General features: G+C 52.0%; 13 protein-coding genes. 3 read left to right on the top strand and 10 right to left on the bottom strand.

The window, feature by feature from the left end:
• Positions 1 to 64: 64 nt before the first annotated feature.
• The 6 genes from PP769_RS09435 to PP769_RS09410 form a co-directional block, all read right to left on the bottom strand.
• A complete protein-coding gene (locus PP769_RS09435) occupies positions 65 to 748 on the bottom strand; it encodes a S16 family serine protease (protein WP_312646864.1) in 684 nt (227 codons plus the stop codon).
• A 552-nt stretch (positions 749 to 1,300) separates the two neighbouring features.
• Positions 1,301 to 2,167 (bottom strand): universal stress protein, encoded by an 867-nt coding sequence (locus PP769_RS09430; RefSeq protein ID WP_312646863.1) that lies wholly within the window; start codon positions 2,165 to 2,167, stop codon positions 1,301 to 1,303.
• A gap of 108 nt (positions 2,168 to 2,275) precedes the next feature.
• Positions 2,276 to 3,907 (bottom strand): NAD(P)-binding protein, encoded by a 1,632-nt coding sequence (locus PP769_RS09425; protein ID WP_312646861.1) that lies wholly within the window; start codon positions 3,905 to 3,907, stop codon positions 2,276 to 2,278.
• Complete coding sequence (locus PP769_RS09420; RefSeq protein WP_312646860.1) at positions 3,907 to 4,902, bottom strand: thiamine pyrophosphate-dependent enzyme; 996 nt, start codon at positions 4,900 to 4,902, stop codon at positions 3,907 to 3,909. The genes PP769_RS09425 and PP769_RS09420 overlap by 1 nt, the downstream gene beginning before the upstream one ends.
• A gap of 20 nt (positions 4,903 to 4,922) precedes the next feature.
• Complete coding sequence (gene porA, locus PP769_RS09415; protein ID WP_312646858.1) at positions 4,923 to 6,176, bottom strand: pyruvate ferredoxin oxidoreductase; 1,254 nt, start codon at positions 6,174 to 6,176, stop codon at positions 4,923 to 4,925.
• Between the two features lie 26 nt (positions 6,177 to 6,202).
• Positions 6,203 to 6,775, bottom strand: coding sequence for a 2-oxoacid:acceptor oxidoreductase family protein (locus PP769_RS09410; protein WP_312646857.1), 573 nt, complete (start codon positions 6,773 to 6,775; stop codon positions 6,203 to 6,205).
• Between the two features lie 307 nt (positions 6,776 to 7,082).
• Between PP769_RS09410 and PP769_RS09405 the strand changes: the two genes are divergently transcribed.
• The 3 genes from PP769_RS09405 (at position 7,083) to PP769_RS09395 (ending at position 11,260) form a co-directional block, all read left to right on the top strand.
• Entirely contained in the window at positions 7,083 to 7,571 is a 489-nt protein-coding gene (locus tag PP769_RS09405; protein WP_312646856.1) for a hypothetical protein, read from the top strand.
• 286 nt (positions 7,572 to 7,857) lie between these two features.
• Positions 7,858 to 10,533, top strand: a complete 2,676-nt coding sequence (locus PP769_RS09400) for a cation-translocating P-type ATPase (RefSeq protein WP_376753433.1) — start codon at positions 7,858 to 7,860, stop codon at positions 10,531 to 10,533.
• 502 nt (positions 10,534 to 11,035) lie between these two features.
• A complete protein-coding gene (locus PP769_RS09395) occupies positions 11,036 to 11,260 on the top strand; it encodes a DUF433 domain-containing protein (RefSeq protein ID WP_312646854.1) in 225 nt (74 codons plus the stop codon).
• A 188-nt stretch (positions 11,261 to 11,448) separates the two neighbouring features.
• Here the strand turns inward: PP769_RS09395 and PP769_RS09390 are convergent, their stop codons facing one another.
• The 4 genes from PP769_RS09390 to PP769_RS09375 form a co-directional block, all read right to left on the bottom strand.
• On the bottom strand, positions 11,449 to 12,681 hold the full coding sequence (locus tag PP769_RS09390; protein WP_312646853.1) for a DUF8371 domain-containing protein: 1,233 nt from the start codon (positions 12,679 to 12,681) through the stop codon (positions 11,449 to 11,451).
• A gap of 171 nt (positions 12,682 to 12,852) precedes the next feature.
• A complete protein-coding gene (locus PP769_RS09385) occupies positions 12,853 to 13,380 on the bottom strand; it encodes a hypothetical protein (RefSeq protein WP_312646851.1) in 528 nt (175 codons plus the stop codon).
• Positions 13,381 to 13,439: 59 nt separating this feature from the next.
• Positions 13,440 to 13,913 carry a hypothetical protein gene (locus PP769_RS09380; protein ID WP_312646850.1) on the bottom strand — a complete coding sequence of 158 codons (474 nt, stop codon included), beginning with the start codon at positions 13,911 to 13,913 and terminating at the stop codon, positions 13,440 to 13,442.
• 105 nt (positions 13,914 to 14,018) lie between these two features.
• A complete protein-coding gene (locus PP769_RS09375) occupies positions 14,019 to 14,852 on the bottom strand; it encodes a sensor histidine kinase (protein WP_312646849.1) in 834 nt (277 codons plus the stop codon).
• Positions 14,853 to 15,343: the final 491 nt, after the last annotated feature.

Here is a 15,343-nt window from a genome sequence, read left to right as displayed (position 1 = left end):
AAACCTGGGCAGGAAGCCAGAATCCATCCTACAGAGCAACGGCGGGAAAACTGAAAGGTAGGTCTTAGGGAAGGGTCGCCAAATGATGACCGGTCAGCCCAAAGTAGGCTTCATCGATCGTCCCAACAGGGGAGACCTGCATCAAAAACGGGGTACGCCAATCTCCATCCCGTACATCATACTCGCTGGGAACCAACACACGCTCAAAGTGATTTTCGTAGGCGGCTAAAATTTTGAGTTGAAGCCCTCCCACAGCTCCGATCGATCCTCTTTCCGTGATCGTTCCGGTGAGGGCCCGCCCTTCCAGGAGATGATCTCCCTTGATCATGGACACCACGCTCAGGCCCACCATGGCCGAAAGACTTTCCCCATAAACCGTGAGGCCGGTATAAGGAAATTTCAGGAGAACAGTCCAGGATTCCGACGGAAGATTGGCAGCAGCCAGCGCCCGAGTGATGGCTGCATGGATCGACTGACGGGCAAACAAGGAAAAATTTCCTGGTTCGGTATGAAATTGGATTTGAAGGCCGTTGCGATCCTGACGCTCATAGACATCAATCACCACCTGGCTTACCATGCCCACCGGCCTGAATTGTTTGTTGAGAGATGTCCCCAGGATTGGAATAATCAGATGCGGAATCTGACGAACAGACGGACTGGCCCCAAGACTGGTGGCACACACCACATTGAGGGTCAAGACTAACCCCAGAAGCAATGAGACCTTCTTCCTGTCCGCTTTATTAATCATGTATTGATATCCTTCTCATACAAACGGAATTACTCCTCCTTTTTATCCATTTCTTTTATTATAACGGACAATCTAGTTTTTTGTCGCCTGTCAGCTTCTGAGCGCCTCGAAGGCCCACCAGCTTATACGGCCCCCTGATATTCCTCCAGCACCCTCATATGTTGGGCCGGAATGCCATATAGGGACACATACAAAAGAACCCACTAGCTCCCAATACCTAGACGATCTTTAGGAAAGTGGCCTGAACAGGCCGACAAATTTGGCAGGACCGGGGAGCCAGTTTCTAGTCTACCACTCCAAAGGGACCAGATCGACCTCTCCGGGGAGTGTAGCCGGACAGAGTTGCACAATCGCCAAAAAATGTGTCGCCAGCGGATGCAGGAGGACGTGCGACTGAAATCAAGATTGCCCTTACTGGCAGGGGCTGGGACACCAAAACACCAGATAGAGAAAAACTAACACGCCTATCGCAATTGCACCAATAAGGTACCAGGTTTTATGCATACAACCTCGGAAAAGGAATGTATGTCCAGATTGGACCTTTAGATCGGGTCATTCACGCACAAACAAAATTGAGGACTCAGTGTGATGCACCACGGAATGGGAGACGCTTCCCAAAAGAAAGCGACTCACGCCGGACCGGCTATGTGTTCGCATCAGGATTACATCAGCAGCATATTTGTTCGCTTCTTTAATGATCGTGTGTGAAGGTGCCCCGACGACGACGACTCCTTTGGCCTCATGCCCCATCTGCTTCAATTCCGCGCTGAGCCCGTTCGTAAACTTCTCCCCATAGGCGATCATCTCTTTTCGAAATTCCGGAGAAATCATCGCACCCACCGGCCAGACCGGTTCTGAAAACGGAATGACATGCAGAACGGTCGCTGTGATGGGCTCCCGGAATGGTTTTTTTTTCAAAAACCGCACCACCACCTCGCCGTCTTCCAGACTTTCAACAGGAATTAAAACCTGCTGGATCTTGCGAGTGGGCTTCTTAATGATCAGGGTCGAACACGACGCATGCGTCATCACACGATGCGAAACGCTCCCGAACATCTGCTCTCGAATCTGACCAATACCCCTGGCGCCCAACACCACGAGATCGGTTCCCTTCTCCTTGACCATGGTGAGAATGACCTCGGCAGGAGTACCCATTTCCAGTCGTCTCATGACCGATCCCGGATGAAGAGGCAGGAGGGACAATGCCTGCTCAATGATGCGTTCGCCTTCTTCCCTCATCGCCTTGTCCACCGCCAATCTCAAATCTTTCGCGATCCCCGCCCCGATGGATGGATAGGGGATACCCGGCACATTCACCACATGTAACACCATCAGGCTCTCCGCCGGGCTCAGCGCTTCAAACACACGTACTGCATCGACCGATTGATCCGATCCATCAACTGCTAATAGGTATTTCATACATCGTCTCCCGGGTATGACACATCCTTTGTGCCGTGGGTATTGCTATTAAATAACTCTTCGTACCTGTTCCAACTACCAACTCTTGTGTGCACAAATGTCCTGTTCCTATCTGACTTCCTTAACCATATCGATGGCCCCGCACGGACATTCTTCCGCGCACACACCACATCCCTTGCAATAGTCATAATTCACTTCGTACCGCTGACCGGGGCCCAATTTAATAATGGCGTTGTCCGGACACACGCCATAACAGGTATCGCACTCAAAGCAATTTCCGCAAGAGAGACAGCGTCGGGCTTCGAGCAAAGCCGTGTCCTTATCCAAACCGCCGACCACTTCTTCAAAGCTGGCGCGACGCCTGGCCAGATCCAGGTAGGGCTGCCGACTCTTATCCGCATCGGTGTAATACCAGGTATTGAGCCGGTCATAAGTCGCAACGGTATTGGGCAAAGGTTTCCGATACTCACTACCGCGGAGATACGCATCAATATGCCGTGCCGCTTTTTTCCCATGGCCGCTAGCCACCGTCACCGTGCGCTCTGCAGGAACCATATCCCCCCCGGCAAACACTCCCGCACGCCCGGTCATCATTGAGGCATCGACCTGAATCACCCCGTCGGACGAAATATCCAATCCCGGCACATTCTCTAAAAACCCGGTATCCACTTCCTGGCCCACCGCCAGAATCACCGTGTCGGCTTCCAAGGTCTCCATCCGGCCGGTGGGTTGAGGGCGCCCCTGCTCATCCAGCGTCATCTCTTCAACGGTCAACGTCGTATTGTTCACTTGTCGGATGGTATGCAGCCATCGGGTCAGCACCCCCTCCTCCAAGGCTTCTTCCACTTCAAAATCATGGGCGGGCATGTGTCCGCGATCACGCCGATAAATCAGGATCGTTTCCTCGGCACCCAGGCGCTTGGCGGTTCGCGCGGCATCAATAGCCGTATCACCTCCACCATAGACGACGACCCGCCGACCGATCTTGGGAACAGTCTGACCATCCATTCCTTTAAGAAATCCCAAGGCATCGATCATCCGGCCGGCATCCCGGCCGGGAATATCAACCCGTTTGCTCAGATGAGCCCCAATCGCCAGAAACACGGCATCGAATCCGCCCTCTTTGATGATCGTTTCTAAATTGTCGACTTTCTGATTCAGATGGATCGAAACGCCCATGGCGACAATTCTTGCAATTTCAGCGTCAAGGACATTCCGGGGCAGACGATATTGTGGAATGCCGAACCGCATCATGCCCCCCGGCTTCGGCCCCGCTTCAATGATGGTCACCGCATGTCCCAAGCGGGCGAGATGATACGCAGCAGAAAGGCCGCTCGGTCCCGCGCCGACGACCAGGACCCGCCTTCCGGTTGCCACGCCCGCCTCCACCTGCCAACCCTGCTCAATCGCGTAATCGCCTAAAAAGCGCTCAACGGCATGAATACTCACAGGCTCATCGAGTTGGCCCCGGTTGCAGGCCGTTTCACACGGGTGATAACACACACGACCATGAATCGCCGGGAAGGGATTGTCTTCCATAATTTTCCGCCAGGCCTGCTCATATTTCCCTTCCTCCGCCTCATACAACCAGCCTTGGATATTTTCACCAGCCGGACAGCCCTGATTGCAGGGCGGAAGGTGATCAACATAGATCGGCCGCATCGTCCGCCAGGTGCCGGTATGATTGGCCAGGCTTGAAGCGGGGTTCAATGTAATGGCAAAGGGTTTCTGTTCCATCATCACGCCTTTAACGGAAGGAGTTGATACCGATCAATATTCGTATCCGCCATCGCCTGAATCGCTTCAAGAGCACCCTCATCTCGTGGATGCAAGAGATGTTTAAACCGCCCTTGAAGTTCGAGGTATTGCTCGACAGGAACTTTTTTCCGGATAGGCGTTCGATCGGTCACTTCGCCCCCTTCGGCTTCAAACAAGGGAAATAGGCCGCTTTCCACTGCCAGGCGGGCGACCTTGATCGTATGCGCAGGATCCGATTTCCAGCCAAGCGGACAGGGCACATGGATATGAATATACCGTGCGCCCCTGATGCTCATGGCCTTCGTCACTTTCGCTTCCAGATCATGGAGATCGGCCACGGAGGCCGTGGCCACATAGGGTATGCCGTGCGCCATCGCAATGCGTGGAAGATTTTTTCCAATGCCCATGGGATTACCGGGGTCTTTTCCCACGGCTTGCGTCGTATTGGTCCAGGCTCGTGGCGGGGTGGATCCCGAACGCTGCACTCCCGTGTTCATGTAGGCCTCATTGTCATAACAGACATACAACACGTCATCATTGCGTTCGAACATCCCGGACAAACACCCGAATCCGATATCAACCGTCGCGCCATCTCCGCCCTGGGCAATGACTCGGATATCCGTCCTGCCTTTGGCCCGCAGGGCTGCCGCCACGCCGCTCGCCACCGCCGGTGCATTCCCGAATAACGAATGCATCCAGGGAATCTGCCAGGCACTTTCCGGATAGGGACTGGAGAAGACTTCCAAACAGCCGGTGGCATTCACTGCAACCATCTGCTGATGGGTAGCCCGCATCACCGCATCAAGGGCATAGCGGGCGCCCAGCGCTTCACCGCAACCCTGGCAGGCACGATGACCTGAATTGAGCGAATTGGTCCGATCCATCCCGGCTTGGACCGTACGATCGGATTCATCCAGCAGCCGGTTGCCAACCGTAAAGGTCCCGGTTTGATAAAATTTCACACGTTGATAGGACATAGCGGCCTCATCACTAAGGATTAAATGGGCGAAGCGCCGGGAGCACCGATTTCCCGAAGAATATTTTCTGCGGTGGGTCCCGAACGCCGCTGCGCCTGTTGTCTGGTCAATTCCCGATTAATGGCGTCCCAATTCAGATCGAGGAAATGAGGTTCCTCCAGACCCTCCAGGCATGCCTGCTTCACCGTATCCATGACCGAGGCTTGAGGAATGGGGCGACCTCCAAGTCCCGCGATCACCGTATCCACAATAGTTGGTAATCCCCGAAGTGCCATCTTCACATCGCTGGACACGATGCCCCCCTTACCCACTGCCAGGTCTTTTTCAAAAACAATGATCCGCTTGGCATTCTGAACAACATGGCGAAGAGCATGAGAGGGGAAGGGTCGAAACGCACAGAGCGCAATAGAACCGACCGGCCATCCTTCTTTCCGCAAATCATCCACCGCGTCTTTAATGGTACCGTTCACCGATCCCAGTGCCAGCAAAATGGTATCAGCCTCATCCGTGTGATAGGCCTTCAACAGTCCACCGGAACTTCGCTGAAAGATGTCCTGAAAACCCTGAGAGAGTCGTGGAATCGCCTCTAACGCTCGCAGATGTTTGTGATGGGCGAGATACCGCACCTCGGCAAAGGCTTCCGGTCCGACCATGGCGCCAATGGACACAGGTTCCTGCGGGTCTAACACTTGAACCGGTTCAAATGCCGGCACGTAGGCATCCACCTGCTCTTGCGTGGGAAGATCAACCACCTCATAGGCATGGGTAAGAATATAGCCATCCATACACACCATCACCGGGCAACTCAGTTCCTCGGCCAGGCGAAAGGCTTGAATGTGGAGATCGACGGCTTCTTGATTATCTTCGGCAAATAATTGAATCCAGCCGGCATCCCGCATGGACATGCTGTCAGAATGATCGTTCCAGATATTGATCGGGGCGCCGAGGGCGCGATTGGCGATCGTCATGACAATGGGGAGACCCAATCCCGCCGCGTTATAAACCGCTTCGGCCATGAACAAGAGTCCCTGGCTCGTCGTCGCGGTATAGGTTCGCGCACCCATGGCCGAGGCGCCGATTAGCACACTAAGCGCACCAAACTCGGACTCGACATTCAGGAATTGGCAATTGCCGACTTCTCCCGCTTTCACCTTGCGTGAAAGGGTTTCGACAATATGGGTTTGGGGAGAAATCGGATAACAAGCCATCACTTCAGGCCGACAGAGGGCCACAGCGTGGGCCACGGCTTGAGATCCTTCAATATGATGTTTCATGGTCGTTTGTTGATTCCTCGATTGAATTACACCTTGGCCAGGTTTGCCGCAACATAATCATATACCTCTGCGGCCACTGCCCCGTTCAATTCTCCAATTCTTCCCGGAAACTTTTCTGTGATCGCCTGATTCACGGAAGCTTTGCTGACTTCCCCGGTCAGGGCCGCATAACCGGCCACCATCCCAATATTGGCAAACGGTCGCCCAAGTTGTTTCAAGGCCAGATCGGATGCCGGAAGTGTATGCATCTGCACTCCGGGATGTTGAATGACAAAGTCCGTAAGATGAAGCGCGTGGACATCTCGTGTGGAATTAATGAGAACGAAGGCTGACGCAGCCAATCCGGCAAAGACATCCACCTGATGCAGCAGGGTAGAGTCCCCTATGAGCAAGACATTCGGATGATAGACCGGCTCCCGACTGCGAATGGGATGAGAATTTATCCGGCAGAATGCGGTTACCGGCGCACCGGTCCGTTCAGATCCAAAACTAGGGAAGGCCTGCGCCTCCTTCCCATCCCGGAATGCCGCTAACGCCAGCAGCTCAGCAGCAGTCACCACGCCCTGCCCTCCTCTGCCATGAATACGGATTTGGATCATCGGCCTCCCATTAATACACCTGAATGTATCCCTGTCGCTATCACTCACTCATAATCTATTTGGCAAGAGATATGCCTTATTCCGTTTGAGTTTGAAATATTAGATTCAACTAGCAAAACCTCAGCAATCTTGGGCAGGCCCAGAACCAGGAACCGGAATATTGGGGAAATGAGGTACAGTCCAAATCATGGGTCATGTAGAAAAATGCCCCAGTGGATTGAGGAAAAGAATTGGCTCCTGAAGACAGCAGGACAATATTTCCACAGATTCCGGATCAACACATTATTTAAAAGTTAAGGAGGCCCAGTTGTCATCTTCAGGATCATTTTCAAAAAATCTCTGCCGGATTACTCTTGTGCTCTGGATAGGAAGCGCCGGCGTGCTGGGCTGGTTTTTTGTGAAAGGCGAGACGACCCCTTCAGCCGACGACCGAACGGCCGTGCTTCTGGCTCCTGCCGAACGCGACTTTATTCTGACGGAAATGCGACAACTCTTACGGGCTGTGCATGGAGTCGTGACGGGCGTGAGTGATACAGATCAGACCCAAGGGCATGCTCAGGCTGCAGCGGCCGCCCGCTCCGCAGGAATGAAAATGGCCGTGGATGACAATCCAGCGCTCATGCTTAAACTTCCGCTACCCATGAAACAGCTCGGAATGTCCGTGCATCGGGATTTTGACGAATTGGCGGATGCGATCACCGGGGGCACGACATCACAGGACATTCTTCAACGCCTGTCGACTATCACGACCAGATGCCTGGCATGCCATGAGATGTATCAAATTAAAGAGGGGTAACTGAATAAATTTCCCGGGTCAGCCAAGCCATGCTCAATGGGAAATGATCAATATGAAACACGCAGACGACAAACCCATGTCATTCTGAGTGAAACGAAGGATCTGACTAAGCCGTGGCATCTTCAATCTGGGCACAGATTCTTCGCCATGGGCTCAGAATGACAATTTAATGCAGGCCTAATCAAAGCATGACGGGTTCTCTCCTGTCTGAATAATTGGAATCTAAGATGTTTTGCCACTCACGATCAGCAACACTTCAGACACACCTGAAGCCGCACTACTAAAGATGACCAACGAGTCCAACAACCGCACGGAGACCCCTTCCCCATCGCCAAGCGACACGGTCTGGCATACTCTTTCTTACCCGGATGTCAGTCAACGGCTGGGAGTCGATCCTTACACGGGGCTGAATGCCGGGGAAGCCCGCCGCCGGTTGCAACAGCATGGCCAAAACACCATTCCCGAACACCGCCAGCGCAGTCTCGCGCGAATCTTCGTTGATCAATTCACCGATTTTATGATCCTGGTGCTTATTGGGGCCGCCATTGTCTCGGGCATATTGGGTGAGCGTTTGGATGCCCTGGCAATTGTCATCATTGTGGTGCTCAACGGGATCATCGGGTTCGTGCAGGAATATCGGGCCGACCGGGCCATGCAGGCTATTAAAAAGCTCGCCACGCCTACAACGCGGGTTCTACGTGAGCAGCAGGTCGCCTCGCTCTCCACGCTCGATGTGGTACCGGGCGACATCGTCCTGCTGGAAGCCGGAGACCTCATCCCTGCCGACCTTCGCCTCATCGAAGCCGTTCAACTTAAAGTGGATGAATCGGCGCTCACAGGCGAGAGCGTCCCGGTGGACAAACAGACCGACCCGCTGGACGATCCGAAACTTTCCCTGGGTGATCGACGGAATGTGGCCTATAAAGGCACGCTCCTCACATACGGTCGCGGCACAGGAATCGTCATTGGCACCGGACTAAAGACCGAGCTAGGACAAATCGCGTCGCTCCTGCATAAGGACGAAGACATCAAAACGCCCTTGCAACAACGCCTGGCGGTGTTTGGACGACGCCTCGCGCTGGCCGTTCTGGCAATCTGTATTGTGTTGTTTGCTGTGGGCGTCTGGCGGGGTGAGCCGCCGGTGCTCATGTTCCTGACGGCCGTGAGTCTGGCCGTGGCCGCGATTCCTGAAGCCTTACCAGCCGTCGTCACCATTTCGCTGGCCTTGGGCGCACGAAAAATGGCGCGAAAGCAGGCGTTGATCCGGCGACTGCCCGCCGTAGAAACCTTAGGCTCCGTCACCTATATCTGCTCTGATAAAACAGGCACGCTCACACAAAACTCCATGCGGGTGGAGCAGATGTCGGTGGCCGGGAACATACTGCGCCCATCTGCGGGTAGACAACCCGACAGCGAAGCCGACCTCCACAATCCCATTCATCTGTTTTTTCTGGGGTTGGCGCTCAACAACGATGCAAAGGCACAGCCCGAAGGCCAGACCTTGGGTGATCCCACCGAAGTGGCATTGTATCTGGCGGCGGTGGAGGCGGGGTATGACAAAAGCACATTAGAGTCCACAAATCCTCGCATAGAAGAAATCCCCTTCGACTCAGATCGCCAATGTATGACGACAATGCATCGAATGCCGAAGGGCACCATCTCTTTTACCAAAGGATCGCCGGAAAAACTTTTTCCGCTTTGCCAATCCATGCTCACACAGACCGGCCCTCAGTCACTACATCTCGACCATCTATTAGAGCAGGCCGAACAGATGGCCAATGAAGGCTTGCGGGTTTTGGCGGTGGCCTATCGGCAATGGGATCAAGCACCCACGGAAATGACTTCCTCGACTGTCGAACGCGAACTCATCTTCCTCGGATTAGTCGGCATGATGGATCCGCCACGGGAAGAAGCCGCGAAGGCGGTCGCCCTCTGCCAATCGGCAGGGATCACCCCAGTCATGATCACCGGCGATCACCCCGGCACCGCCCAGGCCATTGCCTCACGCGTTGGAATTATCAATAAGGACACCACGGTGCTGACCGGCCAGGAATTGGAACACAGTTCCCCCGAAGAGCTGGCGCAACTGGTGGAGCATATTCGCGTCTATGCCCGCATTACACCCACGCAAAAAATTGCCATCGTCAAAACCCTGCAAACCAGGGGAGAGTTTGTCGCGATGACCGGCGATGGGGTGAATGACGCCCCCGCGTTGAACCAGGCCAACATCGGCATTGCGATGGGGCAAACCGGCACAGACGTAGCCCGTGAAGCCTCCGACATGATTTTGCTGGATGATAACTTTGCGACCATCGTCACCGCCGTCCGGGACGGACGCCGGATCTATGACAACATCCGCAAGTTTGTGAAATATACGATGACGAGCAATTCCGGAGAAATCTGGACGATTTTCCTGGCACCCTTATTCGGCCTGCCGATTCCCCTGCTTCCGATTCAAATCTTATGGATCAATCTTGTCACAGACGGCTTACCCGGCCTCGCCCTCGCCATGGAACCCGAAGAGCGCAACATCATGCAGCGCCCTCCCCGCCCGCCGAATGAAAGCATCTTTGCCGGTGGCCTCTGGCAACACATTTTGTGGGTAGGACTACTCATGGGTGGTGTATCGCTGGCTACTGAAATGTGGGCTTACGAGGCCGATCAGGGAGAATGGCAAACCATGGTGTTTACCGTCCTCACCCTCTCCCAAATGGGCCATGTGTTGGCGATTCGTGCGGAGCAGGAATCATTTATTCAGCGGGGACCGTTGACCAATCTCTGGGTATTGGGAGCCGTGGTTCTCACCTTCGCCCTTCAGATAGCCACCATCTACGTGCCTATTCTCAATCCCATCTTCCATACCATACCCTTAACCCTGGACCAACTCGGCCTCTGTCTCCTTCTTTCAACAATCGTCTTTTTCGCCGTAGAAACCGAAAAGTGGGTCAGATGTCGGCCATGATAACTGGCAGAAGCTATAGTCGTACCAAATAATTTCCGTTTCTTTCTGGCACACAATTCCCCAAACTGGAATGATCAGAGATGCCGGGTTTCGTCCTGGCTGCCGAGCCACTTTTGTTTCGGCAAAAGTAGCCAAAACCATTGACGCCCCGTCCGGTCACATTAGAATGGACGGACGCAACGGAGAGGAGGGCGGGCCAACTCGTTGCACTCAAACAAGGCCCGCCGAGTGATGAGAGCGTCCGCCCATGGGACCGGGCGGCAGGCGTCGGACAATGGGAAGGCTAAGGTCTCTCAGGACATTCAATGTGGAACGGCCGCTTTACCGGCATACCAAAGAAAAGAAGCCTTTGGAAAATATTAGGAATAACTATAGTCCATCTATCCCGCAGTCAAATTTCCCATTTTCAGATTGATTTTAGCCATCCCTGAATGGTCTCTTTTAAATTTGTCTGGATGCTCTTCATTTACTCTCTGGTATAATCCCGAGGGAGGGGAAAAATATGTCTACTATTGCAGAACGTATTACTGTGAACGTTGACCAATGCGGTGGCCGTCCCTGTATCCGGGGAATGCGGATTCGTGTGACGGATGTCCTTGACCTCTTGGGGAACGGGCTCACCCCTCAACAAGTCCTAGAAGAATTGCCCGATTTAGAAGCGGAAGATATTCAAGCCTGTCTTAAATTTGCCAGTACGCGTGTGAACCATCCCATGGTTACCTCTTAATTCTGTGGATCGACGCTCAACTGTCTCCTCAGTTAGCTCCCTGGCTCACTACTACATTTCATAGAGATCTGACTTAGTATTCTTTTTTAAACGAAAGGTAATTTCAATATGAATACTTTGTGTGGCGTAGAAAACTTGATGATAGGCAGTCAAAGACAAGCCGTTGTTGGGTCTCTCATTATTGTGAACTACAACTTTGAAGCTGATGGTCTGACTGAGGCATCTATCATTTCTGTAGTAATAATGAATCCCTTCTCTTGGTAAATTGACTCTGCAATCTGGTTGAGCTGTGCGATAACCTCCATTTTGGTGCGCCCCTGTGGCTTTTTAAAAACGCGGCCTTCCTCATCTTTAAACCACATTATCAAATATATACCGTGATTGGATTTATTGGCAGTAAGGTAGGCTGGCAATTGCTTCTCTAAACCGTGCTTAATATCTCCATGTGCCAATTTAAATTCAACCAGCACACATAGTGGGGTACCATCTTTTGTGGTGAATAAACATTTAAAATCAAGTGACCCAACCCCCTCGGCAGTTTCTCTTTCTACGTGGACTCCCAAGGGGTTCAATGAGATACAAAGCAATACTTGTAAGGTTGGTTGTATGGAAGGTTCCCTTTTTGGTTGTTTAGGGATAGATATCATTTTCCCTTTGATCTTAGTTTTATGTGGATCATTCCAAAAAGCCTGTATCCAGTTTCTATTTTCTATCTGATGCTTGATGATATCTATAATGACTTCCATTACGATTTCATGTAAATCAGCTTCGGTATTTATGTCTTCCCCTTCTTTTTTTCTCACAAATCCAGAAACATGGTTCCATAGGTCATCACCTAAGAATTCTTCGATACCTTCCTCAAAAGCATTTCTCGAATCTAGTAGGATGAGATGCTGATATAAATGGGCTTGAGAATGACCTTTCAGAAAATACGTTTCGACAAAATTCGTTACATCCTCGTATTCCAGGAGACGCACGTCTTTTGAATATTTTTCACTAGCAAATAATTTATTTAGTATTTCCAAAGCCAAAAGTTTGTCTTTGCTATATATGCCTGTTAAATTTTTTTGTTCTATCTTTTCTTGACTTGGATTCCGCCAATCATTCAATCGAAATGGAAACACTATCTGAGCAAAAAAGCAGGGATACTTACCTCGATTGTCTGAAAAAATAGAAAATGGCAAATTTTGAAGTTGCATATTTGCACCTAAAGAAAACATTTTTCCCCATTGAAATATTTGATCTTCAGATGCATCTTCTATTTGATAAAGCTTGATTTCAATAGGCGAATCCCAAGCAGCACTAGTAACAGAATAGGTCTCTGGCACGAATTCTTCCTCATCAAGAGGGAGCACAAAACGCATTACTGTGACGTAATCTTCATCTTTTCCATTTTCTAATACTTTAGAATCGCCTGCCATAGATTCAAAAGGACCTATAGTTATAATTGGAAGACGTAGTCCCCTTCTGTTCCTTCTAGCCATTCTTAGATTAACTCCGTGGAGTTGCCGATTTTATTCTTCTATTGTAAGGCACAACAATAATTAGATGGAAAAGCTAATGTGGTTAGCTTCTAAAGGCTTCACTACCATCTACTTGAGTGGCTGATGTCTGAAGAACTTTCCGGTCTCAGCCCTAATGAGGGTGCTCCTGCCTTCCGCCTGATCACTCACAATATTCCAATAGGCGCCCTGGCTTTTGGTGCCTTGGAGCATGGCGTGGAGGGTCATCATGGCTCTTTTCTTCCCTTTGAGCCCTTTCTTTTTCGCTTCTGCCATCGCCTGGGCACTGTCAATGAAGTCTCCATCCACCGCATCGGTGAAACTCGGCGACACTTCAAGTGTTTGGTCGATTTTGCTGTCCTTCACGTCCACCTTGTAACTCTTCTTGGCCTGAGGTGAATGGAAGAGAAAGCTCCATTTCTCCGCAGTGCCGTCCATATTTCCTGAGACGGTGATGATTTGGACCAGAACCGCGTCCGCCTGCCATTTAACCGCAGATGCTTGCGCTTTCCCGAGCCCGGCCTTTGCGGTTTCCCCACCCGCAAAGGCCGGGGACGAACCAAGGAACAAGGCGATGAGGGTCAGAAGCGGGAACAGGATGCATTGTTTCGATTTCATAGGAGTTTCTCCTTCAAGGGCCTTACTGAGAACACAAGTAAGACCTTCTCGCCATTCCCTCACACCATTGCTTGGGTCGAGCGCGGCCCCAATATCGCGTTGAAGCGTATACAAGTCGCTTCACAGGACGCCCGATGGTGACCCTCTGCGATATCTATCATCGTTCCATCCTGAATCGGCACGCGAGCGTAGAAGTATGGGGCACCCTCATCGTCAGTTGACTCGACCACTGTTGCAGGAGCGATGTCGGTTCGCGCCACAATTCTTTCTTTCTTACTAAACGGGAAGTGCCATGTAATGAAGTCATGTGAGCCGGATTGGAAGGTGACACGAAGGCAATGTTTGCTGTTGGAATATGCGGTGAAACCCACCGCACCAACCCAGAAGAGGGCCATCGCGCCAGTGACGATGATCGGAGAATAGCCGACTGGTGTTCCGTGGCGGATCAACACATATGTCATGGCCCCAACAAGCACCAGGAACATTGCCGAAAAGCCCCAAAGAAACGCGGCGACATTGTTGCGAAAGGTCATAAGCTAGGCTGACTCCCAACTCAAGCCTACACCTGTCTGGGCCACCCCCGTGAGCCGTGAAGGGAACTCATGCTGCGGGGGCCACGCCCAGCTCCGGCATTCGGGTCAGTCCCTGCGCTCCTTTCCCTCTTGCCGGCCTGACTGGGTCATCCCCGATCCATGCACGGCTTCCCGGTATTGTGGAAGACGAAAGGAGAAACAGGCCCCCTGACCAACCACGCTCTCACACCAAATCTGCCCCCCCACCTTCTCGATCAGTTCCTTCGCGACCGCCAAACCGTATCCCGTTGAAGACTCTCCTGCCGTGGGCCTCGGAGTGAGTTGAATCCCGGGTTGGAAGAGTTTGGCCTGGTCTTCCAAACTCAGGCCGGGGCCTTCATCGCGTACACGGCAAATCACCCAATCATCCTGAGGCTCCACTTCGACCCAGATCCGCCTCCCGGGTGGTGAGTACTTCACCGCGTTCGAAAATAAGTTATCCAGCGCAGCGGCCGTCGCCACCCGATCCGTCCACACCGAAGGAACATCCGCAGGGGCTACCGAGAGACACTGAATCTGTTTTTGATCCGCAATGCGTTGATAAAAGATGCGAAACCGCTGGGCCATGATCGGCAGTTCCACCTTTTCGAAGCGTAGCGTCGCATCCCGTCCTGTCTCGGCATTCACCATTTGGCTGACGGTGTGCATCATCAATTGAGTGGCATGCTGCAACGCTTCAAGCCCGGTGCGAACCTGGTCGTCCGGATGTTTCGCCAGCACTAATAAGAGCAATTCGACTGTGCCCCCGACCACGGTGAGAAAGTTATTCAATGCATGGGCGGCAAAATGAACTGCACTTTCACTGACGACCGGCAGTTTTTCCAGGTCATACAATACCTGTTCCAATTCCGCCCTGGCTTTGAGAATACCGGACACAATCTGGTTTTTCTCATTCTGCATGAAGTCTCCTTCCTGCCATGATGAACAATTTTTCCGGAATCAGAGAAACCCTAAGAAGTGTGAGCCTGATCCGCCTTTCCTGCGGAGTGGTGTTTTCCTCAATATCATCAGTTCCATTGGGATTTCATGATGAATGCAGTTGAACCTCTTGTGCAGGACGATAATGAATCAACGGTGCCGCGAGGCTTTTCCGCATTCATTCTCCTGCCCACATCTCAAATCGCAACGACTGCACAGCTTAATTAATTTTTCTTCAACCAACGAATTAAGTCAAGAAAAATCAAGCGGTTGGCTACGCGGCTTTGGAAAGGAGAAAGCCGAAAAGATCCGTTCCTCAATTCCTCATCAATTTCATGAACTGCCCGTTTTGAGGGGACGCTCTGTTCGAATCCGGAGCCGGATGGAAATTTCATGGGCAAACCTGCACCGCAACAGTTGGTTGGCTTACTGTTCATAAAGGACTATCATCCCCTCTCTTCACAGACCCCTTA

Source organism: Candidatus Nitrospira allomarina (assembly GCF_032050975.1).
GTDB lineage: Bacteria > Nitrospirota > Nitrospiria > Nitrospirales > UBA8639 > Nitrospira_E > Nitrospira_E allomarina.
Note: the sequence above shows the minus strand (reverse complement) of the source record. Positions and strands in the feature narration are given on the sequence as shown.